This is a genomic window from Streptomyces sp. CA-288835, assembly GCF_050936385.1.
Classification (GTDB): Bacteria; Actinomycetota; Actinomycetes; order Streptomycetales; family Streptomycetaceae; genus Streptomyces.
In genome coordinates, this window is record NZ_JBNJMW010000001.1 from 7441597 (window position 1) to 7467584 (window position 25988).

The 25988-nt window shown below is 69.5% G+C and carries 22 protein-coding genes and 1 riboswitch; of the genes, 9 read left to right on the top strand and 13 right to left on the bottom strand.

Annotation, left to right across the window (positions count from 1 at the left end; all coding sequences use genetic code 11):
• Positions 1-32: 32 nt before the first annotated feature.
• On the bottom strand, positions 33-1319 hold the full coding sequence (locus ACQEVY_RS33670) for a prenyltransferase/squalene oxidase repeat-containing protein (RefSeq protein WP_432953145.1): 1287 nt from the start codon (positions 1317-1319) through the stop codon (positions 33-35).
• A gap of 241 nt (positions 1320-1560) precedes the next feature.
• A riboswitch (cobalamin riboswitch) is annotated at positions 1561-1643 on the bottom strand.
• Between the two features lie 88 nt (positions 1644-1731).
• Between ACQEVY_RS33670 and ACQEVY_RS33675 the strand changes: the two genes are divergently transcribed.
• On the top strand, positions 1732-2421 hold the full coding sequence (locus ACQEVY_RS33675; RefSeq protein ID WP_432953146.1) for a phosphotransferase: 690 nt from the start codon (positions 1732-1734) through the stop codon (positions 2419-2421).
• Positions 2422-2458: 37 nt separating this feature from the next.
• Here the strand turns inward: ACQEVY_RS33675 and ACQEVY_RS33680 are convergent, their stop codons facing one another.
• The 4 genes from ACQEVY_RS33680 to ACQEVY_RS33695 form a co-directional block, all read right to left on the bottom strand.
• Positions 2459-3253, bottom strand: a complete 795-nt coding sequence (locus tag ACQEVY_RS33680; RefSeq protein ID WP_432953147.1) for an SDR family oxidoreductase — start codon at positions 3251-3253, stop codon at positions 2459-2461.
• A gap of 228 nt (positions 3254-3481) precedes the next feature.
• A complete protein-coding gene (locus ACQEVY_RS33685) occupies positions 3482-4342 on the bottom strand; it encodes a hypothetical protein (protein ID WP_432953148.1) in 861 nt (286 codons plus the stop codon).
• A 20-nt stretch (positions 4343-4362) separates the two neighbouring features.
• Complete coding sequence (locus tag ACQEVY_RS33690; protein WP_432953149.1) at positions 4363-5907, bottom strand: fused MFS/spermidine synthase; 1545 nt, start codon at positions 5905-5907, stop codon at positions 4363-4365.
• A gap of 105 nt (positions 5908-6012) precedes the next feature.
• Positions 6013-7038, bottom strand: coding sequence for an MBL fold metallo-hydrolase (locus ACQEVY_RS33695; protein WP_432953150.1), 1026 nt, complete (start codon positions 7036-7038; stop codon positions 6013-6015).
• 194 nt (positions 7039-7232) lie between these two features.
• Between ACQEVY_RS33695 and ACQEVY_RS33700 the strand changes: the two genes are divergently transcribed.
• On the top strand, positions 7233-8696 hold the full coding sequence (locus ACQEVY_RS33700; RefSeq protein ID WP_432953151.1) for an aldehyde dehydrogenase: 1464 nt from the start codon (positions 7233-7235) through the stop codon (positions 8694-8696).
• 3 nt (positions 8697-8699) lie between these two features.
• The gene (locus ACQEVY_RS33705; RefSeq protein ID WP_033324547.1) at positions 8700-8933 is read left to right on the top strand and encodes a ferredoxin; all 234 of its coding nucleotides are present in this window, start codon (positions 8700-8702) and stop codon (positions 8931-8933) included.
• A 41-nt stretch (positions 8934-8974) separates the two neighbouring features.
• On the opposite strand, the gene ACQEVY_RS33710 is transcribed toward ACQEVY_RS33705, so the two are convergent.
• Entirely contained in the window at positions 8975-9751 is a 777-nt protein-coding gene (locus tag ACQEVY_RS33710; RefSeq protein WP_432953152.1) for a TetR family transcriptional regulator, read from the bottom strand.
• 221 nt (positions 9752-9972) lie between these two features.
• Here ACQEVY_RS33710 and ACQEVY_RS33715 point away from each other — a divergent pair, with 221 nt between their 5' ends.
• From ACQEVY_RS33715 to ACQEVY_RS33725, 3 genes are read left to right on the top strand one after another with little or no spacing between them, the layout of a single operon-like run.
• A complete protein-coding gene (locus tag ACQEVY_RS33715) occupies positions 9973-11430 on the top strand; it encodes a glycosyltransferase family 4 protein (RefSeq protein WP_432953153.1) in 1458 nt (485 codons plus the stop codon).
• Positions 11424-12182 (top strand): methyltransferase domain-containing protein, encoded by a 759-nt coding sequence (locus tag ACQEVY_RS33720; protein ID WP_432953154.1) that lies wholly within the window; start codon positions 11424-11426, stop codon positions 12180-12182. The genes ACQEVY_RS33715 and ACQEVY_RS33720 overlap by 7 nt, the downstream gene beginning before the upstream one ends.
• Positions 12179-13246 (top strand): prenyltransferase, encoded by a 1068-nt coding sequence (locus ACQEVY_RS33725; RefSeq protein WP_432953155.1) that lies wholly within the window; start codon positions 12179-12181, stop codon positions 13244-13246. The genes ACQEVY_RS33720 and ACQEVY_RS33725 overlap by 4 nt, the downstream gene beginning before the upstream one ends.
• 91 nt (positions 13247-13337) lie before the next feature.
• Here ACQEVY_RS33725 and ACQEVY_RS33730 read toward each other — a convergent pair whose 3' ends face one another.
• The 6 genes from ACQEVY_RS33730 to ACQEVY_RS33755 all read right to left on the bottom strand — a co-directional run bounded on the left by ACQEVY_RS33730 (position 13338) and on the right by ACQEVY_RS33755 (position 19653).
• On the bottom strand, positions 13338-13634 hold the full coding sequence (locus ACQEVY_RS33730) for a hypothetical protein (RefSeq protein ID WP_432953156.1): 297 nt from the start codon (positions 13632-13634) through the stop codon (positions 13338-13340).
• Positions 13635-13695: 61 nt separating this feature from the next.
• Positions 13696-14703, bottom strand: coding sequence for an LLM class F420-dependent oxidoreductase (locus ACQEVY_RS33735; RefSeq protein WP_432953157.1), 1008 nt, complete (start codon positions 14701-14703; stop codon positions 13696-13698).
• 106 nt (positions 14704-14809) lie between these two features.
• Positions 14810-15703: a hypothetical protein gene (locus tag ACQEVY_RS33740; RefSeq protein WP_432953158.1), complete on the bottom strand. Its 894-nt coding sequence runs from the start codon at positions 15701-15703 to the stop codon at positions 14810-14812.
• A gap of 161 nt (positions 15704-15864) precedes the next feature.
• Entirely contained in the window at positions 15865-16848 is a 984-nt protein-coding gene (locus ACQEVY_RS33745) for an N-acetylmuramoyl-L-alanine amidase (RefSeq protein ID WP_432953159.1), read from the bottom strand.
• A 34-nt stretch (positions 16849-16882) separates the two neighbouring features.
• Positions 16883-17539, bottom strand: coding sequence for a class I SAM-dependent methyltransferase (locus ACQEVY_RS33750; protein WP_432953160.1), 657 nt, complete (start codon positions 17537-17539; stop codon positions 16883-16885).
• Positions 17540-18132: 593 nt separating this feature from the next.
• Positions 18133-19653: an MFS transporter gene (locus tag ACQEVY_RS33755; protein WP_432953161.1), complete on the bottom strand. Its 1521-nt coding sequence runs from the start codon at positions 19651-19653 to the stop codon at positions 18133-18135.
• A 194-nt stretch (positions 19654-19847) separates the two neighbouring features.
• Between ACQEVY_RS33755 and ACQEVY_RS33760 the strand changes: the two genes are divergently transcribed.
• Positions 19848-22037, top strand: coding sequence for an acyl-CoA dehydrogenase (locus tag ACQEVY_RS33760; RefSeq protein ID WP_432953162.1), 2190 nt, complete (start codon positions 19848-19850; stop codon positions 22035-22037).
• 744 nt (positions 22038-22781) lie between these two features.
• Here the strand turns inward: ACQEVY_RS33760 and ACQEVY_RS33765 are convergent.
• Positions 22782-23864 (bottom strand): LacI family DNA-binding transcriptional regulator, encoded by a 1083-nt coding sequence (locus tag ACQEVY_RS33765; RefSeq protein WP_432955534.1) that lies wholly within the window; start codon positions 23862-23864, stop codon positions 22782-22784.
• A 195-nt stretch (positions 23865-24059) separates the two neighbouring features.
• Here ACQEVY_RS33765 and ACQEVY_RS33770 point away from each other — a divergent pair, with 195 nt between their 5' ends.
• On the top strand, positions 24060-24986 hold the full coding sequence (locus ACQEVY_RS33770) for a carbohydrate ABC transporter permease (protein WP_432953163.1): 927 nt from the start codon (positions 24060-24062) through the stop codon (positions 24984-24986).
• 4 nt (positions 24987-24990) lie between these two features.
• Positions 24991-25941, top strand: coding sequence for a carbohydrate ABC transporter permease (locus ACQEVY_RS33775; RefSeq protein ID WP_432953164.1), 951 nt, complete (start codon positions 24991-24993; stop codon positions 25939-25941).
• The last annotated feature ends 47 nt before the right edge of the window (positions 25942-25988 follow it).

Here is a 25988-nt window from a genome sequence, read left to right on the forward strand (position 1 = left end):
CGACAGGACCGTACGGCGGTGGCGGAGGCGGATCACGGCTTCGGCTGCTTCTTGTTGCGGCTGCTGATCAGGAAGCCGACGCCGATGCCGCCGACGAGGCCGACACCGATCATCCACCAGACGCTGACGCCGCCGTCGTCCTCGTCCTGCTCCTTCGCCTTCTCCTGGCTGGGGGTGGCGGTACCGGCAGCGGTGTTGTTCGAGCCCTCCGGGCCGGTCGCGCCGAGCTGCTTCACCAGGTCCGCGCCGCCGAAGTCGCGCGGGTTCTTGCCGGTCGCGTCCGCCGCGAAGATCAGCTGGGCGTACGCGGCGGGGCCGTTCTGTGCCGCCCACTCAGCGGAGTTCTTCTCCAGCCACGCGAGCGACTTCTCGGCCCCGGCGGTCCGGCCCGCGGCGGCGAGCGCGACGACGGCGTCGGCGGTGTTGCCGTGGTCGGGCTGGTCCTCGGCGCCGGCGAGGGCCGACTTCAGGTAACCGTCCTTGGCGATCGCGTCGACGAGATACAGGGCACCGTTCGCGGCCGCGTCCTCGCGCGTGAAGGAGTCACCGCGTACGCACTCCGCGGAAATCTTCGCAGTGTCCCCGACCTTCGTCAGCCCCTTCCCCAGCGCGCCGAGGACGCCCGCCGCCGTGGCGTCCGCATTCGCGACGAGCTTGCCCTTCTTGTCGGGCTGGAAGACGAACGCGCCGCCGCCGTCCTCCTCGCACGGCACGGAGAGCGCGAGCAGGGCGTCGTACGGCGTCTTCTGCTCCTCCGTCGGCAGGTCCGTGGGGTCGATGTCCGCGGCCTCCAGGGCGCCGATCACGACGGAGGTCGAGTTCGTGTCGCTGGCTCCGCCCGGGGCGTACCCCCAGCCGCCGTCGTCGTTCTGCACGGACTTCAGCCACTTCACGGCGGCGCCGGTCACCGAGTCGTCGGCGCCGAGCGGCTCCAGAGCCTGGAGCGCGGCGGCCGTACTGTTCGTGTCGACCGGCGTCTTGGCGTCGCACTTCACGCTCGTATCGGCGCGATACGGCGCGAACGCCCCGCTCTCACACTGCTGCCCGACCAGCCAGTCGACGGCCTCCGGCGCGGGCTCCACGCCCACGCTGTGCTGAGCGAGCAACGCGAGCGACTGCCGCCAGACACCGTCGTACGTCGGATCCGTACTGCCGAACAGCCCCGTGGGCAACTCCTTGGTCGGCGACGGCGACGGCGACGGCGACGGCGACGGGGACGACGACGGGGAGGGCGACTCGGCGGCGAGGGCGACCGGCGCGCAGGCCGCACCGATCACGGCGGTGGCGGCCAGCACGGCAGCGCTACGGCGAAGTTTCATGATCGGCGGTTTCTCCCTGCTCAATTGGTCGCCTCCGGGGCGCCACAGCCGGTGTCGAGACGACGAACGTGCTCACCCCTTCGGGCCTCCGCGCGTTCGCCGTCTCGACACCGGCGCGCCCCTTCGGCTCTCCAGACAGGGAGCCGGGCAGCCCAGAGCCCCGGGCGGCTCGGCTCCGTATGCCTCGACGGTGCCCGTCACCGGCGGTTCCCGGTGACGTCGAGCCGGTCACGTCCGTACGGGGCATTCCGGCTCACCGCCCGCTGTCGAGACGGCGGACGATTCACGGCTGCGGGTCAGCGCCGGTTTTGCACCGGCTTCCCCCCGTACGGGTGTGATGACGACCTGTTTACTGTACCGGCCCGTATCAAAACGCTGAGGCCCGGCTGTGCGGCGCCGATAAGTTCGGCCCATGAGTAGCGACTTACGGCTCGGCCCTCTGCTCGGCTCCGGCCGCACGGCGGATGTGTACGCGCTCGACGACGAGGCGGACGAGGCGTGGGTACTGCGCCGCTATCGAGACGGCTACGGCGACGCGCCCGCCGAGGCGGCCGTCATGGAGTACGTACGCGGCCACGGCTACCCCGTACCGCGCGTACGGCCGACGCATAAGCGCACCGACCTGATGATGGAGCGCCTCTCCGGTCCAACCATGCTGCAGGCGCTCGCCGATGGCCTGATCGGACCCCGGGATGCCGGAGCCACGCTCGCGCGCCTGCTCCGCGACCTGCACGCGCTGCCGCCCCGCGTCTCCACCGACCCCACCGCCCGAGTCCTGCACTTGGACCTGCACCCCGACAACGTGATGCTCACCCCGACCGGCCCCCGAGTGATCGACTGGACCAACTCGGAGGAAGGCCCACCCGGCTTGGACTGGGGCATATCAGCAGTGATCCTCGCCCAAGTCGCAGTCGGCGACGACCCGTTGGGGGAGCCAGCCGGGGCGCTACTCGCCGCGCTGCTCGACGGCAACGAGCGCGCCATAACGGAGGAGGGCCTCGCGGAGGCCCGCCGCCGGCGTGCCGCCAATGTGACCATGACGACCAGGGAAGTCGAAGTCCTGGGCGACGCCGAGGAGTTGATACGTGGCCTGCTGTACTAGGGCCTGTTGTGAACTTTCGCAACAGACCCCAGGCGGCCTACGCGGTTGTGGCGATGCCGCCGTCGACGGGGATCACGGCGCCCGTCAGGTAGGCGCCTGCCCGGCTGGCGAGGAACACGGCGACACCCGCCATGTCGTCGTCGCGGCCGATCCGGCGTAGTGGGGCCGACGCCGCGATCGCCTCGCCGAGCTCATCGAGGGTTGCAGCCATCATCGCCGACGGGAACGGTCCCGGCGCCACGGCGTTCACTGTGACGTGCTGCGGTCCTAGTTCCCTGGCGAGCACTCTGGTGAGTTGATGCAGAGCGGCCTTGCTGCTGGAGTACGAGTAGTTGGGCCGCTGGGGGATGTGGATGGCGGCGATGCTGCCGATGTTGATGATCCGCGCGGGATCGTCGGCGGTGGCCGCCTTGCGAAGTGCGGGCAGCAGCGCCTGGACCAGCCAGAACGGCGACTTCAGGTTGAGGTCGACGACCGTGTCCCAGGCCGCGTCCGGGAACGTCGCCAGCGGCTCGTCCCACATGGCGCCTGCGTTGTTGACGAGGATGTCGAGACGCTCCGAGTCGGCGGTGACGAGGTCGGACAGTCGCCGACACTCGTCGTGGCGGGACAGGTCGGCGGGGATGGCCCGCACCTCACCGAATGTGGACAGCTGTTCCTGCGCCTGAGCGCACGCTTCTGCGTTGCGTGAGCTGATGACCACGCGGACGCCCGCCTGGAGAAGGCCACGCGCGATCATCATCCCGATGCCTCTGGTGCCACCGGTGACGAGCGCGCGCTTTCCCCGCAGATCGAAAAGTTCTGCATGCGTTGTGAATTGGTTGTCTACCACTTGCCGACTTTCTCGTTGGTCGTGCGCGATGGTGCGTCGACGCGTCGGGTGTTCGGTTCAGCTGTCTCGACGCTATGGCCGTGGAGTGCACTCCAAGCAAGCGGATCAGCCCCGACCCTCGCCCGTACGACGCCCGCCGAGCCGGTCACCACGCAGGGAGCCGACGAACACCTGCTTGTGATGGCGACGTGATCACCAAATGATCAAGATCAACTTTCGCAGCAGGCCCTAGGCGCCTTCGGCGAAAACGAGCGACAGGGTCCACGACCTCGTCACATAGCTGATCGGTACCTCGGTCGACCGCTCCCGGAGCGTCACCGTCAACCGGTCGTCCGTCAGGGAGAGTTCGCCCGAGAAGCGCCACGTCTCGCGCGGAGGTACGGGGAACAGTTCGGCCAGGACGGTGTCCTGGAGGTGGGGGTCCACCGCGTGTAGGACGCCCGCGTCGAGCAGCACGATTGTGCCGTCGGGGAGGACCACGGGGCTTGGGACCGTGGGGTCCGACAGTTGTGGGCCGCGTTCGATGGCTCCGTCCGGCAGCAGTCGTACGACGCGTGAGGCGGTGGGGAGCTTTCGGTCGCATTCCACGACGCGGACTGTTCCGTCCGGGTCGGGGACGTAGTGGCCGTAACTGCGCCACGTGGTCAGCAGGTTGCCGTCCCGGTCGTGGAGCCAGGTGTCGAAGTTGTCGTAGCCCTCCAGGCCGAGGAGGAACCGTCCGCCGTTCACGGCGACGCCTCGCTCGCCGCGCAGTTGGGCGATCAGCCGTCCGCTGTCCAGGTCGAAGAGCAGCGCGGGGCCGAGGAAACCCCAGGCGTGGTAGTCGAGCGAATACGTCAGCGCCAGCAGGCGGTCCGCGGAGACATGGGCCTCGTGCGGCTTCCCCGCACAGTGGTGACGCCACCGTCGGCGCCCGTCCGCGCCCACCCTGGCGAGGTCCTGGCCGTCCGCCACGATCCGGTCGTCGCCGTCGCCGTCGCCGACGTCGGCCAGGACCACCGGCTGCGCGCTCTGAGCCAGTGGCCGGACGGCTTCTCGCGTCTCGCCCTCGCCCCACATGGGGCCGTCCAGCAGCTGGTGATCGAGCACCTCGACCCGCCAACCACCCGTCACTGGATGCTCTGCGGGCTGTACGGCTCAAGGAGCTGGTCGACCGGTGCGTAGTCGTCGGTGAGGAGTTGGGCGTCGCCGATCCAGGACGTGAGGGTCTCGCCGGTGGCGATTTTCCAGCCGGTTTGCCGGTCGTCCAGCGCGTCCTGGGTCGCCCGTACGTCGATCGGCCGGTCGGAGGCGAGCACCACCAGGTTGCCGCCCAGGCGGGTGGCGGTCGGGTCGAGGCCGATGTCGGCGGCTTCGCCGAGGACGGCGACGTGCTCGAAGGTGTCGCTGAGGGTGGCTACTTCGGCCCGTGCGAAGGCCATGGAGCCATGGTCGATGAGGTTGGCGACGTACACGCCGTCCTCGTTGAGCACCCGCCGTACGTCCCTCATCGCCTCCACCGTGGTGAGGTGCCACGGCACGCTGACACCCCCGAAGGCGTCGCCGACGACGAGGTCACGACTGCCGTCGTCCACGCGCCGCAGGCCGAGCCTGCCGTCCTCGACGCGTACGTCGATACCGGTTCCCGGTCGCAGACCGAGTTGCTCGCGGTTGATGCGTACGACGCCGTTGTCGATCTCGGAGACGAGGCTGTGCGTCCCGGGCCGGGTGGCGGCGAGATAGCGGGGGAAGGTGAGCCCGCCGCCGCCCAGGTGGTGGGCGGTGAGTGGCTCGCGTTCGGGGAAGGCGGAATCGACCGCCGACGCGATGGCGCGTACGTACTCGAACTCTAGGAAGGTCGGGTCGTCGGTGTCGACGTAGGAGTGGCGCAGGCCGTCCAGGATGAGGGTGCGGCCGCCGTCCCGGTCGGGGTCGGCGACGACTCGTGCGCAGTGGTATTTGGTCTCCGTGTCGCAGGCACCGGGCGCGACCGTGGTGGCGAGGCCGCCGGCCACGACCACGAGGGTGAGGGCGGGGGTGCCGGTCCACCCGCGCGTACGCCACTCAGCCAGCCCGCCACCCACAACCAACAGCGTTCCGAGGCCGATCAGGATGCCGCTCACCGGCAGCCGCGACACGAGCACGAAGCCGGTGAGGACGGTGCCGACGATGGCCCCGACGGTACCGACGCCGGACAGCCGGCCGACCACCGTCCCCGTCTCGGCGAGGCTGGTCAGGCGCAACTTGGTCACGATCGGCGTCACTGCGGAGAGCAGCGCGCCCGGCACGAGGATGGTCAGCGCCGCGATCAACAAGAGCAGCGGTGCCGCCCACTCCGCGGTGCTGCGCAGCACCGCGGGGGTGAGCGCCACGACCGCTCCCGACACCCCGAGCGAAGGGCCGATGAGCCGACGCGGATCGACCTGGTCGGCGACGCGCCCACCCAGCCACGAGCCGACGGCGATCGCGGAGAGCGCGATGCCGATCACCATCGTGCTGGTCTCGAGGGTGAGGCCGAGGTAGGGGGCCAGCAGCCGCAGCGCGACGATCTCGACCACCAGGACCGCGGCCGAGGACCCGAAGACAAGGACGGCGGCGGCCCGGGCACCCAGGCCCTGGCTGCGAGGCGTGCCCTCGGCGACGGGCGAGGAAGACGTTCCGGTCACGGGCGACATCCTCGCATCGTGACGCGCAGGCCGAACAGCGTTGCGGAAATCCGCAATCCTCCAGCTACCTCGGCGAGCCCCCGCCCTCACCCCGCCACATGGGTCACCGGATCGCTACACCGCTACATACGTCACCGGATCGCTCCCCGTGACCGCCTCCGCGCGCCCCAGCTTCACCAGTCGACGCAGATGGGCCTCGGCCTCCGAGACCGCGATGTTGCGGGAGGCGTACGGGATTTCGGACCAGGGGCGGTTCCACTCCATGCGTACGGCGAGTTGCCAGGGGGTGAGGGGAGTGGCGAGGAGGGAGAGGAGGCCGGTCAGGCGGGACTCGTGGTGGGTCAGCAGCTCCCGTACGCGGGAGGGGGCGTCGGTGAAGGCGTGCTGGTGGGCGGGGAGGACCTCGGCGGGGGCCAGGCGGCCGACGCGTTCGAGGGAGTCGAGGTAGTCGCCGAGGGGGTCCATGACCGTGGCGTCGTCCGGGTCCTCGTACAGGCCGATGTGCGGGGTGATCTCCGGGAGCAGGTGGTCGCCCGAGAACAGGCGGCCCTTGCCGGGGAGTTGGGCCGGGTGGTCCTCCTCCAGGTGGAGGCAGACGTGGCCCGGAGTGTGGCCGGGCGTCCAGATCGCGCGGAGGCGGCGGCCCGCCAGGTCGAGGAGTTCGCCGGGGACTATCTCGCGGTCGGGGAGCGCGGGGGACAGGCCTGGGAGGGTGCGGGGGTGGGCCGTGCGCAGGGGCGCCACGTGCTCCTCGGGGGCGCCGGCGGCCGTGAGCTTGTCCGTCATGTACGTGAACCAGCGCTCCGGCCGCGTCCCGCGCGTGCGCCGGACGATCGACGCGTCCGCCTCGTGCATCGCGACCCAGGCGCCGGAGGCCTCCCGTACCTTGCCGGACAGCCCGTGGTGGTCGGGGTGGTGGTGGGTGATCACCACCCCGTGGATCTCGGATGGCGAAGTGCCGCACGCGGTAAGGCCGTTGGCCAGCGTCTCCCAGGACGCCGGGTCGTCCCAGCCCGTGTCGACCAGGACCGGGCCGCGGTCGGTGTCGAGGACGTACACCAGTGTGTAGCCGAGCGGGTTGTCAGGGATGGGGACCCTGATGGACCGTACGCCGCCGCCGTGGTCGGTCACTTGCGTCATGGGTTCCCCGTCCTGATCCGCATCCGGGCTCCTCTTCGGCATGGCCATTGCCCATGATAACTAGAACTGGTATCAGTTCCTCGTGCGTATCTGAAACAGCGTCAGGAAGTATCCGACGTAACAGAGATCAGCAACTGAGATCAGTAACTGGATCAGTAACTGGGATCGCCCGGCTCCGCAGGAGGCAGTCGCTCATGACCGAGCTCGTGGAACACGGACAGCTGTTCATCGGCGGGGAGTTGACGGACCCCCTGGGCCAGGACGTCATCGAGGTGGTCTCGCCGCACACGGAAGAGGTCATCGGGAGGGTGCCGCACGCCTCGCCGGCCGATGTGGACCGGGCGGTCGCGGCGGCGCGCAGGGCCTTCGACGAGGGGCCCTGGCCTCAGATGACGCTCGACGAGCGGATCGAGGTCGTCAGCCGCATCAAGGACGCGTTCGCCGTACGGCACGAGGAGTTCGCCCGTGTCATCTCCTCCGAGAACGGCACCCCGTACACCTCCTCCGTGATGGTGCAGGCGCTGTCCTCGATGATGGTGTGGGACTCGGCGATCACCACCGCGCGCGGCTTCACATACGAGGAGCAGCGTGACGGTGTCCTCGGGAAGATCCTCGTGCGGCGCGAACCCGTCGGCGTCGTCGCGGCCGTAGTGCCGTGGAACGTGCCGCAGTTCACCGCCGCCGCCAAACTCGCGCCCGCGCTGCTCGCGGGCTGCACCGCGATCCTGAAGGTGTCGCCCGAAACCCCGCTCGACGCCTACCTGTTGGCGGAGATCGCCGCCGAGGCCGGGCTGCCCGAGGGCGTGCTGTCGATCCTGCCCGCCGACCGGGAGGTCAGTGAGTACCTGGTGGGGCACGAGCGCGTCGACAAGGTGTCATTCACGGGGTCCGTCGGCGCCGGAAAGCGCGTCATGGAGGTCTGCTCGCGCAACCTCACCCGCGTCACCCTCGAACTGGGCGGCAAGTCGGCGGCGGTGATCCTTCCGGACGCCGACGCGGCGACGGCGGTGGGCGGCATCGCGCCCTTCGCCTGGATGATCAACGGTCAGGCCTGCGTCGCCCAGACCCGCATCCTCGTACCGCAAACCCGCTACGACGAGTTCGCCGAGGCATTCGCCGCCACTGCGGGCGCGTTGAAGGTCGGCGACCCGCTCGACCCGGCCACCGAGGTGGGCCCGCTCGTCGCCCGGCGCCAGCAGCAGCGCTCCCTCGACTACATCCGCATCGGCCAGGAGGAAGGCGCCAAGATCCTCACCGGCGGCGGGCGTCCGGCCGGCTTCGACAAGGGCTGGTACGTCGAGCCGACGCTCTTCGGAGACGTCGACAACTCCATGCGGATCGCCCGCGAGGAGATCTTCGGGCCGGTCATCTGCCTCATCCCGTACGGCGACGAGAGCGAGGCCGTGAAGATCGCGAACGACTCGGAGTACGGGCTGAGCGGCAGCGTGTGGACCGCGGACGTCGAGCGCGGTATCGAGGTCGCGCGGCAGGTCCGTACGGGAACGTACTCCGTCAACACCTTCAGCCTCGACATGCTCGGCCCGTTCGGCGGCTACAAGAACTCCGGTCTGGGGCGGGAGTTCGGGCCCGAGGGGTACGGCGAGTACTTCGAGCACAAGATGATCCACCTGCCCAACGGCTACGAAGGCGAGGCCTAGAAGATGGGTGACCGCTGGCACATCGAGGTCGACCGCTCGGTCTGCATCGGCTCGTCCCAGTGCGTCAACCAGGCTCCCCACGCCTTCCACCTCGATTCCGCCCGCCAGTCCCACCCCCTGGACCCGGACACGGACGCCAACGAGAAGGTCCTGGAGGCGGCGGAGGGCTGCCCGGTGGAGGCGATCATGATCAGCCTGGTGGGGTCGGGGGAGCCGGTTTTCCCGCCTGAGGAGTGACCATCGCTCGGGCTGACTCCCGCATGGCTGTCATGCGGGAGTCAGCCCTCTTCGCGCGGCTCCGTCAGGTCGATCAAGCGGCAGACCATCTCGATGTCGATCTTGACCTGGGCGATGGAGGCGCGGCCCGAGAGCCAGGTGATGAGGGCCGAGTGCCAGGTGTGGCCGATCACGCGGACCGCGGAGAGCTGGTCGGGGGTGGGGTCGTCCAGGCCCATCGCGTCCAGGATGATCAGGGTGGTCTGGCGGGAGACCTGGTCCACCTCCGGGCTGACGCTGCGATCCGCGAACGTCAGGGCACGGACCATGGCGTCGGCGAGATGCGGCTCGCGCTGCAGGGCGCGGAAGGCCCGCATCAGGGTTTCGGCGACGCGTTCCGCCGCCGTGTCACCGGCCGGGGGCTTCTTGCGGAGCGTGCCGTGCATGTGGGCCAGCTGGTCCTGCATCGTGGCGACGAGCAGGTGGATCTTCGACGGGAAGTAGCGGTAGAGGGTGCCCAAGGCGACCTGCGAGGACTCCGCGACCTCGCGCATCTGCACCGCGTCGAAACCGCCCCGGCTGGCCAGTTGCGCGCTCGCGTGCAGGATGCGCCGCCGCCGGGCCTCCTGACGCTCGGTGAGCGGCGGCGAGTCCGACTGGAGCGTTCGTACCACCGCTTGCGCGCTCTTCGCGGCGGATGGCTTGGCGACGGCGGACTTGGCGGCGGGCTTCTCGGCGTCCGTGGCCGAGCGACTGGCCTTCGTCGCCGGCTGAGCGATCGCCGGCTGTGCGGTCGTCGGCTGCGCGGTCTTCGCCGGTGGGGTGGCTTCCGCTGGCATGTGTCCCGTTCCATGACGTTCGTGCAAAAGGGTCGGGTGGGGGCGGGGTGAGCGACAGCAGAGTAGAGCCTCGTCGTGGCGTGAATCACCCGATCCACCGCTCACAGAAGGACTACCTGCCGGTAGATTCAGTGCTCCCTGAACGATCAACTCTGAAACTTGTTCTAGATTACCGTCCCGAAGTAATCTCGCGGGAAACTGCTGGAAGAAGGGGGCCCGGAGTGACCGCTGAGGCCATGGAGGCGGGTCCCGAGGAGGGCTCGGCCGCCGACGGCGACCGACCGTTGCGCATCGCGCTCCTCACCTACAAAGGGAACCCGTTCTGCGGCGGCCAGGGCGTCTACGTACGGCACCTCTCGCGCGAACTCGCCCGCCTCGGTCACCGGATCGAGGTCATCGGAGCCCAGCCGTATCCCGTACTCGATGTAGATGTACTCGACGAGGACGTATGCGGCGTGAGTGAGGGCCGCGGCGGGCTCGGGGGCCGGAGCGGGCTCGGACCGCTCTCCCTCACCGAGCTGCCCAGCCTCGACCTGTACCGCCCCGAGGACCCCTTTCGCACCCCGAGCCCCGGCGAGTTCCGCGACTGGATCGACGCCCTCGAGGTCGGCACGATGTGGACCGGCGGCTTCCCCGAGCCGCTGACCTTCTCGCTGCGCGCCCGGCGCCATCTCCGCGCCCGCCGCGGCGAGTTCGACGTCGTGCACGACAACCAGACGCTCGGCTACGGACTGTTGGGTGACATCGGCGCCCCCCTCGTCACGACGATCCATCACCCCATCACCGTGGACCGCCAGTTGGAACTGGACGCGGCGAACGGCTGGCGCGAGCGCGCCTCCAAACGCCGCTGGTACGCCTTCACCCGCATGCAGAAGCGTGTCGCGCGCCGTCTCCCGTCCGTCCTCACCGTCTCCGGTACGTCACGCCAGGAGATCGTCGACCAGCTCGGCGTACGCGACGAACGTATCCACGTCGTGCACATCGGCGCCGACACCGATCTCTTCTCGCCGGATCCGTCCGTGCCGCAGGTGCCGGGGCGGATCGTCACGACATCCAGCGCGGACGTCCCGCTCAAGGGGCTCGTCTTCCTCCTCGAGGCGCTCGCCAAGGTGCGCACCGAGCACCCCGCCGCGCACCTCGTCGTCGTCGGCAAGCGCGGCGAGGACGGGCCGGTCGCGCAGGCCATCGAGCGGTACGGGCTCGAAGGCGCCGTCGAGTTCGTGAAGGGAATCTCGGACGAGGAACTGGTCGACCTCGTACGGTCCGCCGAGGTCGCCTGCGTGCCCTCCCTGTACGAGGGCTTCTCGCTGCCCGCCGCGGAGGCGATGGCGACGGGCACGCCGCTCGTCGCCACCACCGGCGGGGCGATCCCCGAGGTGGCGGGACGGGACGGTGAGACCTGCCTGGCCGTCCCGCCGGGTGACTCCGGGGCGCTGGCCGCCGCCCTGAGCAGGCTTCTCGGCGACTCCTCGTTGCGTGCGCGGCTCGGAACTGCCGGGCGTGCGCGGGTCCTTGAGCGGTTCACCTGGGCGCGGGCGGCCGAGGGGACGGTGGCGCGGTATCGCGAGGCGATCGCCGACGCTGGGGGAGTGCGCCGGCCCGCCGTAGCACGGGCTGTTGAAGCCGAAGCAGCCGCAGAAGTAGTCGTAACCGATCGTGAAAGCAGGGCCACGTGCTGACCGTCGACTTCTCCCGGTTCCCGCTCGCCCCGGGCGACCGCGTACTGGACCTCGGGTGCGGAGCCGGTCGGCACGCTTTCGAGTGCTACCGGCGCGGAGCGCACGTGGTGGCCCTGGACCAGAACGCCGAGGAGATCCGCGAGGTCGCCACCTGGTTCGCCGCGATGAAGGAGGCGGGGGAGGCGCCGGAGGGGTCGAGTGCCGTCGCCATGGAGGGCGACGCGCTTCAACTCCCGTTCCCCGACGAGTCGTTCGACGTCGTGATCATCTCCGAGGTCATGGAGCACATACCCGACGACAAGGGCGTACTCGCGGAGATGGTGCGCGTGCTGAAGCCGGGCGGGCGGATCGCCGTCACCGTCCCGCGTTACGGGCCCGAGAAGGTGTGCTGGGCGCTGTCCGACGCGTATCACGAGGTCGAGGGCGGACACATCCGCATCTACAAGGCCGATGAACTGCTGGGCAGAATGCGCGAGGCGGGGCTGAAGCCGTACGGCACGCATCACGCGCACGCGCTGCACAGCCCGTACTGGTGGCTGAAGTGCGCGTTCGGCGTCGACAACGACAAGGTGTTGCCGGTGCGGGCGTACCACAAGCTTCTGGTCTGGGACATCATGAAGAAGCCGCTGGCCACGCGGGTCGCCGAGCAGGCCCTGAACCCGTTGATCGGGAAGAGCTTCGTGGCGTACGCGACCAAGCCGCATCTTCCAGTTGAGGCAGCTTCGACCGACGCCTCGGTGGACGCTTCGTGACGACGCCCCGTACAGAACACCTCGTCCTGTCCGGGGTGCTCACCGCGGAGCAGGCCGCCCAGACAGTGCGGGGCATGCTCGCCGTGCAGCGCCCTGACGGCGCCATACCGTGGTTCCGCGGACACCACCTCGACCCGTGGGACCACACCGAGGCCGCGATGGCGCTGGACGCGGCGGGCGAGCACGAGGCCGCCGAGCGGGCGTACGACTGGCTGGCCCGGCATCAGAACGAGGACGGCTCCTGGTACGCGGCGTACGCCGACGGGGACGCCGCCGACGTCACCGACCGCGGCCGGGAGACCAACTTCTGCGCATACGTCGCCGTCGGCGTCTGGCACCACTATCTGGCGACCGGCGACGACACCTTCCTGGACCGGATGTGGCCCACCGTCTACTCGGCGGTCGAGTTCGTGCTGCGGCTCCAACTACCGGGCGGGCAGATCGGCTGGCGGTCTGAGGACGACGGGACCGGGGCCGATGAGGCGCTGCTGACCGGGAGTTCGTCCGTGCACCACGCCCTGCGCTGCGCGCTCGCGATCGCCGAGGAACGGGAAGAGGCGCAGCCCGACTGGGAGTTGGCGGTGGGGACGCTGCGGCATGCGATACGGCGGCATCCGGAGCGGTTCCTCGACAAGAGCCGTTACTCCATGGACTGGTACTACCCCGTGCTGGGCGGCGCGCTCACCGGGGCCGAGGCGAAGGAACGTATCGAACGGGACTGGGACCGCTTCGTGGTCCCGGGAGTCGGCGTACGGTGCGTCGTCCCGAACCCGTGGGTGACGGGCGGCGAGTCCGCCGAACTCGCCCTGGCGCTCTGGGCCGTGGGCGAGTCCGACCGGGCTCTGGAGATCCTCCAGTCCATCCAGCACCTGCGCGACCCGAAGACCGGCCTGTACTGGACGGGCTACGTCTTCGAGGACGAGGCCATCTGGCCCGAGGAGTTGACCGCGTGGACGGCGGGCTCGCTGCTGCTCGCCGTTGCGGCGCTGGGCGGGGACGAGGCGACGTGTGCGGTGTTCAGCGGGGAGCGGCTGCCTTGGGGGCTGGAAACGGAGTGCTGCTAGCGCTGTTCTAGCGCCCCGTCAGGGGCGCGGGGAACTGCGCGACCAGCCACAGACGGCCTGCAGCTTTCGTACTGCGTTACCCGCGGAGCGCTCAGTGGTGGCGGTACATGCGGTTGGCGATCACGTGGCCCACGAAGAGGTACACGATGGCGGCCAGGCCGTACCCGGCGACGACTCGGGCCCAGTCCGCGTCGAAGGTGAACAGGTCGTGGGACCAGCCGGCGAGCCAGCGGGCGGCGTCCTGGATGAACTGTACGAAGTCGTTCGCCCGGTTCGCGTCCAGTAGATACATCAGGATCCACAGGCCGAGGATCGACGCCATGATGTCGGCGACGATCGCGATGGCTCTGCCTGCCTGGTTGCTGCGAGATCGAGAGGGCATGCTCATCGAGTGCCCCTTGAATCCTGAATGAAACCGCCCGGGGGTTCGATTTACCTTATGTCCAGGTCTAGTTGAGCTCCGCCAGGACTTGGAGGGTGTGGCGGTCGGGGGACAGGACCAGCAGGTCTGTCACCGGGCCTTTCCGCCACAACTCCAGGCGTTCGGCGATGCGTTCGCGAGGGCCGACGAGGGAGATCTCGTCGGCGAAGGCGTCCGGTACGGCGAGGACGGCCTCCTCGCGGCGGCCCTCCAGGAACAGGCGCTGGATCCGCCGCGCCTCCTCCTCGTATCCCATACGCGCCATCAGGTCGGCGTGGAAGTTGCGCTTTGCGTGGCCCATACCGCCGATGTAGAAGCCGAGCATCGTCTTTACGGGGAGCAGGCCTTCTGACACGTCGTCGCAGACTCTGGCCTGGGCCATGGGGGCGATCAGGAAGTCGCCGCGGACGTCCGTCAGGGACGCCTCGTACACGTCGGGGCGCAGGGGAGACCAGTACAGCGGGAGCCAGCCGTCCGCGATACGGGTCGTCTGCGCGATGTTCTTCGGGCCCTCCGCGCCCAGGAGGATGGGGAGTTCGGGGCGCAGGGGGTGCGTGATGGGCTTGAGCGGTTTGCCCAGGCCTGTGGCATCCGGGCCCTGGTACGGGTGGGTGTGGAAGCGGCCGTTCAGCTCAACGGGGGCCTCGCGGCGGAGGACTTGGCGTACGACATCGACGTACTCCCTCGTCGCCGTGAGCGGGGACTTCGGGAACGGGCGGCCGTACCAGCCCTCCACGACCTGCGGGCCCGAAAGGCCGAGGCCGAGCATCATGCGGCCGCCGGAGAGGTGGTCGAGGGTGAGGGCGTGCATGGCGGTCGTGGTGGGGGAGCGGGCGGCCATCTGGGCGACTGCTGTGCCGAGTTTGATACGGGACGTATGCGCGGCGATCCATGTCAGGGGGGTGAAGACGTCGGAGCCCCAGGACTCGGCGGTCCATACGGAGTCGTAGCCGAGGCGTTCCGCTTCCTGGGCCAGCGGGATGTGGTCCGGGTTGGGGCCGCGTCCCCAGTAGCCGAGTGCGAGACCGAGTCGCATGCTTGCCCCTTTTTGACGGTCCGTCAGCCGAGACGGTGACTGTACGACAACGGCCCCCCGCTCGGAAGAGCGAAGGGCCGTGGGCCGTCAGTCGTGCGCGGGCGGGTCAGCCGCGCTGGATTCCGCTGGTGTCCTGCAGTACGCCTCGGCGGCCGTCCTGCGTCTGGGCCACCAGGCCGGGGCCGCGCTGCTCGACGGCCAAGTACCAGGTGCCGGGGGCCAGTTCGGCGATCGGCGTCGGGGAGCCGTCCTCGCCGTACAGCGGACGCGGCACGGGCACGGCGAACCAGAACGGCGAGAAGTCCGAGGCGGGCGGCTGCTGTTGCGCCTGCGGGGCCTGAGCCTGCTGCGGCTGGGGCTGCTGCTGACCGGGCTGCGGGCCACCCTGCGCGCCGAACGGCTGGCCCGGCTGCGGCTGTCCCGGCTGACCGCCGAAGGGCTGACCCTGGCCCGGCTGGCCCTGGGCGCCGGGGGCGCCCGGGTAGCCGTAACCACCCTGTGGCTGGGCGCCGTAGGGCTGGGGGGCGGCGGGCTTGGGGGCGGGGAGGAGGGGGCCCTTCAGGGCCGGGACGAGGGGGGCGGCGATCGCGGCGGCGGCGAGGAGGAGGGTGGCGATGAGTGCCAGGATCAGGCCGATGCCCGCACTGACGCCGTTGTCCGAGCCGTCTCCGACATTGTCCGTGCCGCTGAGCGGGTCGAAGAGGTTCGCGAGCGCGCTCCAGGCGGCGAAGACCGTGAACGCGATGCCGAACGGAGCGAGGTCGAGACCCGCGACCTTGGGGGCCTGCGGCAGCCCGTGGGCGACGACGATGAGCGCGGCGCCGATGATGCCGGCAAGTACGACGCCCATCAGCACAGGCGCGCTTCCCCAGGCATTCGGGATGGCGAAGTCGTCAGGGGCCCCGTCGAGCGAATAGATGTCAAGGAACGACGCGATCAACAGCAATACCGCTGCTCCGATCACCACGCCGTCGCCTCGAGTGAGGGAGCGGATATTCACTTCAAGTCCTTCATCAGTCGTCGTCTCGTCTTCGGTGGAGGCGTCGCTGTCACCATGTCGCCGTATGGCCGCGGTGTGAAGCGCGGGGGTGGCCCCTCATCGTAGGGGCGACACTATCGTCCGCCCGTGAAGGGTGTGTGGCCGGATCCGTGCGCAGATCATTACCCGCGCAGGAAACTCACGATTCCCGCCGAGATCCCACGCGCTGCCTTCTGCCTCCACGCGCCGCTGGTCAGCAGGGCCGCGTCCTTGCTGTCGCGCATGTTGCCGCACTCGACGAACACCTTGGGAACCGTTGACAGATTGAGACCGCCGAGGTCTGTGCGGACGTCGAGGCCGGTGCCGTCGCCGATGTAGTTGGAGGGTGCGCTGCCGGTGGTGCTGACGAGGTTGCCCGCGATGCGTTCGCCGAGTTCGCGGGACGGGGCGACGATCGGGCGGGTGTCGGCTTCGCCCTCGTTCACGGCGCCCGGCAGGATCACGTGGAAGCCGCGGTTTCCGGCGCCCGAGCCGTCCGCGTGGACGGAGACCACGGCGTCGGCCTTCGCCTTGTTGCCGATGCGGGCGCGTTCGTCGACGCACGGCCCCCAGGGGCGGTCGCCGTCCTGCGTGAACTTGACCGTGGCGCCCTGCTTTTCGAGCAGCGTGCGGAGGCGGTGGGAGACGTCGAGGGTGAAACGGGCTTCTGTGTAGCCGTCGTTGGTGGACGTGCCCGTGGTGTCGCATTCCTTGGAGTTCGTACCGATGTCGACCTGGCGGTTGATCTCGGTGGTGTGGCGGAAGTTGCCGGGGTTGTGGCCTGGGTCGATGACGACGACCTTGCCCTTGAGGGGGCCGGAAGCGGCGGGGCGGGAGGTCGAGGAGCCGGAGGGGGAGGGCGACGGCTTGGCGGGCTTGGCCGGCTTCTCGGCGTCTTCCGTTCCGGGGGTGGTGCGGGAGGAGGCTTTGTCCGGTACGGGCGTGTTCGGTGACTGCGCCACCGATCCGTTCGAGCCGCCGCCTCCGCCTGGATCGCCCACGGTCTGCCACACCAGCCAGCCCACCAGTGCGCCTGGCACGAGCGCGGCGACGGCGACGGTCAGGGGGCCTCGCCGGAAGCGGCGGGGCGGGCGGGGGGGATCGAAGTCCGGGCCTACGTACGACACGGCAGCCACCTTACGGGGCTGCCGCCGGGCGCCGTCAGTTCCCCGTGCTCGTCCGTCGGAGGACGCGCAGGGAGTCCGTGGCCGAGATCTCGGTGAATGCGCCGGAGTTCAGGGCGCGGAGGTATATGCGGTATGGGGCCTGGCCGGTGAACTCGTCCTCCGGGTCGGGGAAGACGTCGTGGATCAGTAGGAGGCCGCCTTCCGCGATGTGGGGGGCCCAGCCTTCGTAGTCGGCGGTGGCGTGTTCGTCGGTGTGGCCGCCGTCTATGAAGACGAGGCCGAGGGGGGTTCGCCAGAACGTCGCGATCTGGGGGGAGCGGCCGACCATCGCGACCACGTGGTCCTCCAGGCCGGCCTTGTGGAGGGTGCGGCGGAAGGTGGGGAGCGTGTCCATTCGGCCGAGTTCGGGGTCGATCGTCTCTGGGTCGTGGTAGTCCCAGCCGGGCTGTTGTTCCTCGCTGCCGCGGTGGTGGTCGACGGTGATCGCGGTGACGCCGGTCTCGCGGGCGGCGGCGGCGAGGAGGATGGTGGAGCGGCCGCAGTACGTTCCCACTTCGAGGAGGGGGAGGCCTAGTGCTGCCGCTTCGGTTGCGGCGGCGTAGAGCGCGAGGCCCTCGTGGGTGGGCATGAAGCCCTTGGCCTGCTCGAAGGCGGCGAGGGTTTCGGGCTTGGGGGCGGCCGCGGCGGGCATGGGGGTCCTCCTGGTTGTACGTGGCTTTCGGTGGGCCCTGGCTGCTTGGGTGCCGTGGGGACCGCCCGCTTCTTTGCCAGTGTCGTGGTTCCGCGGCCCGAGTAAAGGGCGCTCCGCTGCGCTACGCGTCGGCTGCCGCCGATCGGCCTTCGGCCGACCCTTGACACGGGCCACGGAACCACGGGTGAGAAGCGAGCGGGCGGCCCGGAAGGGTGGGGGTCCACCGGGTGCAGCTGCGCTGAGGTGGGTTGGGCCGTGGGCCTCCGGCTCGCGGGCGCGAACGCGTCTCGCCAGCACGCCGGGTCGGTTTAGCGGCTAACGGTAAGTGGGTGGGTGGGTGGCTGGGTGGGGTGAGGGCGGTGGCTCGCTGGTGCAGGGGTGGGGGGAGGGGTAGGCAGTTTTGAGAATGTGACAGGTGCCCCCCGAAGTGTCACATCTTCATGCTCCAGGGTCCCGACCTCCCCGTATCGGTGGGGGACCGATCGAAGTGACCTCGGCATGGGCGCCCCGGAAGGGGAGCGGGGCTCTGTCCATTTGCGGCTCCGCCGCGTGGGCGCGCTCAGCCACAGCCGGCCGGCAGTCCTTGTACGGCGCTACCCCGCGGAGCGTGTGGCGAGGGTGGACTCAGGCGTAGCCGAGCCGCGGCTTGTGAACCGCTCTACCCGCGGAGTGCGCGGCTTGCCTTGGCGAGGCAGGAGCAGCGCGAACAGCAGCCCCACCGCCACGGCCCCGGTGGCGATCAAGAACGACACCCGGAAGCCGTGCATCGTGGGGATCGCGACCCCGTTCACCTGGTTCGCCGTGTTGGCCAGCACCATCCCGATCACGGCGCTCGATACGGACGTACCGATCGAGCGCATCAACGTGTTGAGGCCGTTCGCCGCGCCCGTTTCGGACGGGTCCACTGCCCCGATGATCAGTGCAGGGAGTGAGGAGTACGCGAGGCCGATGCCTGCTCCGAGGAGCACCGCGATGACCACCGTCTGCCAGGCCGCGCTCATCAGGCCGAGGCCGGCTCCGTAGCCGATCGCGATGATGAGCATGCCGGTCATGAGGGTTGCCCTCGGGCCGTACTTGGCGGACAGGCGGGCGTAGACCGGGGCCGTGAGCATCATCGTCAGGCCGAGCGGGGCCACGCACAGGCCCGCTACGACCATTGACTGGCCGAGGCCGTAGCCGGTCGACGTCGGTAGTTGGAGGAGTTGGGGCAGGACCAGGGATACGGCGTAGAAGGCGACGCCGACCATGATCGAGGCGAGGTTCGTGAAGAGCACGGGGCGGCGGGCCGTGGTGCGCAGGTCCACCAGCGGGGCCTGGACGCGCAGCTCCATCACGCCCCAGAGGAAGAGGACCACCGCCGCCGCTGCGAACAGGCCGAGCGTCGTGCCCGAGGCCCAACCCCAGTCGCCGCCCTTCGTGATCGGGAGGAGGAAGAGCAGCAGGCCCGCGGACAGGCCCAGCGCGCCCAGTACGTCGAAGGTGCCCTTCGCGCGCAGTGGGGACTCCGGTACGAAGATCAGGGTGAGGATGATTGACACCACGCCGATGGCCGCCGCGCCGTAGAACAGTGCGTGCCAGTCGGTGTTCTGCGCCACCAGGGCCGCCAGCGGCAGCGCCAGTCCGCCGCCTACGCCGATCGAGGAGCTCATCAGCGCCATCGCCGAGCCGAGCTTCTCGCGCGGTAGCGCGTCGCGCATCAAGCCGATGCCCAAGGGGATGGTGCCCATCGCGAAGCCCTGGAGGGCGCGGCCGGTGATCATCACGAGCAGTTCGCTGGTGGAAGCGGCGATCAGCGAACCCACCACCATCACGGCCAGGCTCGTGAGCAGCATTCGCCGCTTGCCGTAGAGGTCACCGAGGCGGCCCATGATCGGTGTGGCCACGGCGCCGGCGAGCAGGGTCGAGGTCATGACCCAGGTGGCGTTGCCGGGGGAGGTGTTCAGCAGCTCCGGCAGGTCCTTGATGACCGGCACGAGCAGGGTCTGCATCACCGCGACAACGATGCCCGCGAAGGCCAGTACCGGGACGATTCCCCTGCTGGTACCGGTACCGGCATCTTTGCCGGTCGGCCCCTGTGTGGGGTCTTGGGCCGTCGTTGTCTGGGGCTCGGGCATCGGGTGGGCCTCCGGGGGCGTGCGTGCGGTACGTGCACGGTGAACCCCGTGCGCCAAGGCAACTATTCCATTGTTTCGAGTACCTAACGAATTCTTGACCATCTGACCCGTCGTCAACTTCCGGCAGCGTCTGACCTTCCGTCAGATTGGAACGTGTTCTACTCTTTCGCCGACCTTGGGGAGGCGAGGCCGGTATGGGCATCGGGAGCATTGGGATCACGCATGAACAGCGGGAGTTGGCCGAAGCCGTGCGCGGCTGGATCGCAAGGGCCGTGCCTCCCGAGGAGGTGCGCAAACTCCTCGATTCGCCCGGCGAGGGCAGGCCACCGTACTGGGACGCGCTTGCCGCGCAGGGGCTGCTCGGCATGCATCTGCCCGAGGCGTACGGCGGCGGTGGCGGCGACGTCCTGGACCTCGCCGTCGTGGTGGAGGAGGCGGGGCGTGCCGCGCTGCCGGGGCCGTACGCCCCGACTCTGATCGCCTCGCTCGTGCTCCTCCGTGCGGGGACGGATGAGGCGGAGGAGTTGGTGCGGTCGCTGGCCTCGGGTGAGCGGGTGGCCGCCGTGGCGTTCGGGGCGGGGTCGATGACCGCTGTCTCGTGCGAGGGGGGCGGGTACGTCCTCGACGGGACCGCCCCGCCCGTGCTGTCCGGGGCTGACGCCGACCTGCTGATCCTGGCCGCCGCCTCAGACAGCGCCAGCGGTCCGGTGTGCTTGGCCGTCGATGCCGCCGACCTCGCCGTACGGCCGCATGAGAGCGCCGACCCCACGCGGGCGACCGCGGAGGTACGGGCGGACAGGGTGGGTGTTCCCGCCGACCGCGTGCTCCCTACCGCATCCATCGACTCCGCGCTCGTGCGCGATCTTGCCGCCGTCGTCCTCGCCGCGGACGCCTGCGGCACCGCCGCCTGGGCGCTGCACACCGCCTCCGAGTACGCCAAGGTCCGCGAGCAGTTCGGGCAGCCCATCGGGCGGTTCCAGGGCGTGAAGCATCTGTGCGCCGACATGCTGGTACGGGTCGAACGGGCCCGCGCGCTCACCTGGGACGCGGCACGGGCCGTTCAAGAACCGGACGGAGTAGGGGAGTTGGTGTCCGCCCTAGCTGCCGCTGACGCCCTGGACGCCGCGTACTCCTGTGCCAAGGACTGCATTCAGGTCCTCGGCGGGATCGGGTTCACCTGGGAGCACGATGCCCATCTGTATCTGCGGCGGGCGGTGGTGGCGCGGCAGTTGTTCGGCACGGGCGACGTACACCGGCTGCGCGCTGTGCGGCTCGCGGAGGGCGGCGTACGGAGGGAGTTGCGGCTGGACCTGCCGGAAGAGGCGGCGGCCTACCGTGCCCAGGCCCGTGAGGTCGTCGAGCGCGTACGCGGCCTCGAACCGGCTGCCGTACGACGCGAGTTGGCGCCCACCGGATACGCCGCTCCGCATCTGCCCGCCCCGTACGGACTCGGTGCCGGGCCCGTCCAACAGCTCGCCGTTCAGGAGGAGTTGGCCGCTGCGGGCGTACGGCTGAGTGATCTGGGGATCGCCACCTGGGTCGTACCGTCACTCATCGCGTACGGGACTCGGGAGCAGCAGGAGCGGTATCTGCTGCCGACGCTGAGCGGGGACGTGCTCTGGTGCCAGCTGTTCTCGGAACCCGGCGCCGGCTCCGACCTCGCCTCACTGCGGACGCGTGCCGAGCGGGCCGCCGACGGGCGCTGGCGGGTCAACGGGCAGAAGGTGTGGACGAGTTCGGCCCAACGGGCGGACTACGGGATCCTCCTCGCCCGTACGAATCCGGAGGCGCCGAAGCACAAGGGGCTCACGTACTTCGTCGTCGACATGAAGCACACGGACGGTATCGATGTCCGCCCGCTGAAGGAGATCACCGGGGAGTCCCTGTTCAACGAGGTCTACTTCGACGACGTCCTCCTCCCTGCCGATGCGGTGGTCGGCTCCGTCGACGACGGCTGGAAGGTCGCCCGCAACACCCTCGGCAACGAACGCGTCCACATGGCCGACCAGTTGACCTTCGGCACCGGCATCGAGGCGCTCCTGGCCAGAGACTTGGACGACGCCGTACGGCTCCGCCTCGGCACCCTGATCACGGAGGCTCACGCCCTGGCCTGCATCGGCCTCCGCACGACCATGCAACAGGTGTCGGGCATAGAGCCCGGCGCAGGAGCCTCCGTACGCAAACTCATCCAGACCACGCACCAGCAGAAGACCGCCGAACTGGCCCTCGAACTCCTAGGCCCGGAGGGCGCGTTGTACGAGGCAGCGGGGAAGCGTGCCGTACACAGCTTCCTCCTCTCCCGCTGCCTGACGATCGCCGGCGGCACCACCCAGGTACAACTGAACGTGGTCGCGGAGAGGATCCTCGGCCTCCCAAGGGACTGAGCCCACCGAGCCCCGGTGTGGGCCCCGAGCGGTTTCTTTCCCCAGCCCCGCCCCTTCCCGAAACTGGGGGATCCGCCCCCAGGCCCCCGCCTCCGGCGGGTGGGTGGGGTGCCTTCGGCGGGTGGGTGGGTTCTTGGGGTGGGCGGGGAGTCTGTCGCGGGTGGGTGGGGTGCCTACCGGGGTGGGGGGTGACAGTCGTGTCGCGGCTGCGGGTGCGTTGTGGCTTGTCGCGCAGTTCCCCGCGCCCCTAAAGGCAAAAGCCTGCGACTGCCCGCACCCCGAGGAGCAAGCGAACCGGAAAAGCCCGGCCCCGGAAGGCGCCCGCACCCGAGCAGCCTGCGGCCGGGAAGGCGCCTGCACTCGAGCAGCCCGTGCCCGGAAGGCGCCCGCACTCGAGCAGCCCGCGGCCGGGGAGGCGCCTGCGCCCCGGGCAAGCCCGCGGCCCGGAATGCCCGCCGGGAGGGAGCCCGCACCCCCATGGCCCCGCGGCCGCTCACGGCGGCAAGGGGACGGGGCGGGGGTGTGCGCCCGCAGCGGCCGGCGCGCCAACACCGGCACCCTTTACCAGCCGACAGCAACGCGCGCCGGTCCGAGGACGGACACCCCCGACGCGGCCCCGCACCCACCACAAACCCAAGGGGCGCGGGGAACTGCGCGAGCAACCACACTCAACCCGCACCCGCTAAGCCGCCGGAGGCACCCCGCCGGGACTGCGCGACCAGCCCAAACGAACCCGCAGGTTCATCACCGCTCTCGCCGAGCGCGCAGCGGCCCCGTACTGCTGCGCACCACAAGCCGCGTAGGCACAAGCGTCGTCCCATGCTCCGTCTCTTCATGCCGCATCTGCCGCAACACCCCCTCCACACAAAGCCGCCCCACTTCAGCAAAGTCCTGGTGAACCGTAGTCAAGGGCGGCAGGAACGACCCGGCCTCCGCGATGTCGTCGAACCCAATCACGCTGACGTCATCCGGCACCCCCCGCCCCCGCTCATGCAGCGCCCGCAACAACCCCAGCGCCATCTGGTCATTGGCCGCAAAGATCGCCGTGCACTCCTCCTGCCGGGCAAGCTCAAGCCCAGCCCGATACCCGGACTCGGCCGACCAGTCCCCCCGTACAAGAGGAGGAATGACCCGCCCGGCCTCGGAGAGCTCCGTGCGCCACGCCTGAGCCCGCCGCTCCGCCGCATACGACTCCTCGGGCCCGGCCAGATGCCAAACCGTCTGATGGCCGAGATCCAGCAAATGACGCACAGCGGTCCGGCTGCCCCCCGCCTGATCGGTATCGACCACGGTGTACCGATCCCCGGCATCCGAGTCGGCCACGACAATACGGACATGCGGCGGCAGCGACAGCGTCACCGCATCCAGCAGATGCACCTCGAGAATGACGATGACGGCATCGACGGCCAATTCCCCCAACCGGGAGAACGCGCCACGCACCTCGTTCTGCGTCGGCACGGCGACAGGCAGCAGCGTCACGGCGTAGCCCTCATGCGCCGCGGACGTGGCAATCGCCTCCAGCGTACGGACGTTGCCCGTCGTGGCCAGCCCGAAGGTGATGACACCGATCGTGCGGAACTCGCCGCGCTTGAGGGCCCGCGCGGCACTGTTGGGCCGGTAGCCCAGCTCCTCCATCGCCGCCAGCACCTGCCGCCGCGTCTCCTCGGTTACGCCCGTATAACCATTTGACACACGGGAGACCGTCTGTGAGGAGACGCCGGCCAGCCGCGCGACGTCCGCCATGGACGCGCTCTGTGTGCGGCGACCTGCTCTTGTTCTGGTACGGACTCGTGCCCGAGGCGCCGACGCGCCGTCCGCAGTGTCCACCCGTCTCCCTAGTCGCTCGGGGCGCAGTTTCCGCTGCCGACCCTTGACCGTCGTCATCGGGGCAGTGTAGACATTCCGCCATCAGATGTTTACGTAAACATAACAGCCCATGGACACTCGCAAACAGGAATGTTTACGCAAACATCTTCGGCGGCGCACAACGCCGGTTCCGGGATGAATTGAACGAGGAACGACATGACGACGCTAGACGCGGTGGCCGCGGACCGGCCTCCTGGACCACGGCCCCCGGCGAAACGGAACCGCCGCTCCTGGACGGGCTGGGGGTTCATCGGCCCCTTCGTGGCGGTCTTCGCCCTCGTCTTCCTGGCACCGATCGCGTACTCGATCTATCTCAGCCTGTTCCGTGACCAGTTGATCGGCGGCACCACCTTCGTCGGCCTGGACAACTACACCCAGGCCCTCGAGGACGACCGGTTCTGGGACTCCCTGATCCGGGTCTCGCTCTTCCTCGTCGTCCAGGTGCCGATCATGCTGGGCATCGCCCTGCTGATCGCGCTCGCCCTGGACAGCGGGCGGCTGTACGGCAAGGACTTCTTCCGGATCACGATCTTCCTGCCGTACGCGGTGCCCGCCGTCGTCGCCACCCTGATGTGGGGCTTCATGTACGGCACCCGCTACGGCCTGGTCGGCGACATCAACGAGGCCTTCGGTGTCACGCTGCCCGACCCGCTCTCGGCCGATCTGGTCCTGGCGTCGATCGGCAACATCGTGACCTGGGAGTTCGTCGGCTACAACATGCTGATCTTCTACTCCGCGCTGCGGGTCATCCCGCACTCGCTCTACGAGGCCGCGGAGATCGACGGCGCCGGACAGTTCCGCGTGATCACCGCGATCAAGCTGCCCGCCATCCGCGGCGCCCTCGTCATCGCGACGATCTTCTCGATCATCGGCAGCTTCCAGCTCTTCAACGAGCCGAACATCCTTCGGCAGTTGGCGCGCAACACCATCACGACGGACTACACGCCGAACTTCTACACATACTCGCTGTCCTTCAACGGCCAGCAGCAGAACTACTCCGCGGCGGTCGCCATCATCATGGGGCTGATCACCATGGTGATCGCCTACATCGTGCAGCTTCGCGGCATGCGCAAGGGAGCGTGACCCGATGAGCACCCCTCTCACCGCCGCCGCCAAGTCCCCGACCCCTCCGGCCGCCGGCTCCGGCAAGGGCACCCCCCGGCTGCGTACGCCCGGCAAGAAGCACACCCCCGGGCGCCCCAAGCGCAGTGTGCTGCTGACCGTGCTCACCGGCCTGATGCTGCTCTACACCGTGGTGCCGCTGATCTGGCTGGTCATCGGCGCCACCAAGACCCAGGAGGGTCTTGCCGACTCGTCCGGGCTGTGGTTCGCCGACGACTTCGCCCTGTTCTCCAACATCAGCGACACGTTCACGTACAACGACGGCATCTTCACGCGCTGGCTGCTGAACACCCTGCTGTACGTCGTTCTCGGCGCCGGCGGTGCCACCTTCCTGGCGATCCTGGGCGGCTACGCGCTGGCGAAGTTCGACTTCCCCGGGAAGCGCGGTGTGTTCGCCGTGGTCATCGGCGCGGTCGCGGTTCCGGGTACGGCCCTGGCGGTGCCGACCTTCCTGATGTTCAGCAAGATGGGGCTGACCGACACCCCGTGGGCGGTGATCCTGCCCTCGCTCGTCTCGCCCTTCGGCCTGTATCTGATGTGGGTGTTCGCCACCGAGGCCATCCCCGCCGAACTGCTCGAGGCAGCCCGGGTGGACGGAGCGAGTGAGGCGCGTACCTTCTTCCAGGTCGCCCTGCCGCTGCTCGCCCCCGGCATCGTGACCGTCCTGCTGTTCACCACGGTCGCGACGTGGAACAACTACTTCCTGCCGTTGATCATGCTCAAGGACCCGGACTGGTATCCGCTGACCCTGGGTCTGAGTGCCTGGAACTCCCAGGCCGAGACGATCGGCGGTGACGTGATCTTCAACCTGGTGATCACCGGTTCGCTGCTCACGATCGTGCCGCTGATCGCCGCGTTCCTGCTGCTGCAGAAGTACTGGCAGTCCGGGCTCGCCGCCGGAAGCGTCAAGGAGTGACCGCCGTTCCCGAAGGCCCCACGCCCCCACACAACGTCAAAACCCTC

What these genes read in the sequence shown, in the direction of transcription:
- ACQEVY_RS33670 (WP_432953145.1), bottom strand. Translation starts at nt 1,319, where the DNA reads ATGAAACTTCGCCGTAGCGCTGCCGTGCTGGCCGCCACCGCCGTGATC.
- ACQEVY_RS33675 (WP_432953146.1), top strand. Translation starts at nt 1,732, where the DNA reads ATGAGTAGCGACTTACGGCTCGGCCCTCTGCTCGGCTCCGGCCGCACG.
- ACQEVY_RS33690 (WP_432953149.1), bottom strand. Translation starts at nt 5,907, where the DNA reads ATGTCGCCCGTGACCGGAACGTCTTCCTCGCCCGTCGCCGAGGGCACG.
- ACQEVY_RS33695 (WP_432953150.1), bottom strand. Translation starts at nt 7,038, where the DNA reads ATGACGCAAGTGACCGACCACGGCGGCGGCGTACGGTCCATCAGGGTC.
- ACQEVY_RS33700 (WP_432953151.1), top strand. Translation starts at nt 7,233, where the DNA reads ATGACCGAGCTCGTGGAACACGGACAGCTGTTCATCGGCGGGGAGTTG.
- ACQEVY_RS33705 (WP_033324547.1), top strand. Translation starts at nt 8,700, where the DNA reads ATGGGTGACCGCTGGCACATCGAGGTCGACCGCTCGGTCTGCATCGGC.
- ACQEVY_RS33710 (WP_432953152.1), bottom strand. Translation starts at nt 9,751, where the DNA reads ATGCCAGCGGAAGCCACCCCACCGGCGAAGACCGCGCAGCCGACGACC.
- ACQEVY_RS33730 (WP_432953156.1), bottom strand. Translation starts at nt 13,634, where the DNA reads ATGAGCATGCCCTCTCGATCTCGCAGCAACCAGGCAGGCAGAGCCATC.
- ACQEVY_RS33735 (WP_432953157.1), bottom strand. Translation starts at nt 14,703, where the DNA reads ATGCGACTCGGTCTCGCACTCGGCTACTGGGGACGCGGCCCCAACCCG.
- ACQEVY_RS33750 (WP_432953160.1), bottom strand. Translation starts at nt 17,539, where the DNA reads ATGCCCGCCGCGGCCGCCCCCAAGCCCGAAACCCTCGCCGCCTTCGAG.
- ACQEVY_RS33755 (WP_432953161.1), bottom strand. Translation starts at nt 19,653, where the DNA reads ATGCCCGAGCCCCAGACAACGACGGCCCAAGACCCCACACAGGGGCCG.
- ACQEVY_RS33760 (WP_432953162.1), top strand. Translation starts at nt 19,848, where the DNA reads ATGGGCATCGGGAGCATTGGGATCACGCATGAACAGCGGGAGTTGGCC.
- ACQEVY_RS33770 (WP_432953163.1), top strand. Translation starts at nt 24,060, where the DNA reads ATGACGACGCTAGACGCGGTGGCCGCGGACCGGCCTCCTGGACCACGG.
- ACQEVY_RS33775 (WP_432953164.1), top strand. Translation starts at nt 24,991, where the DNA reads ATGAGCACCCCTCTCACCGCCGCCGCCAAGTCCCCGACCCCTCCGGCC.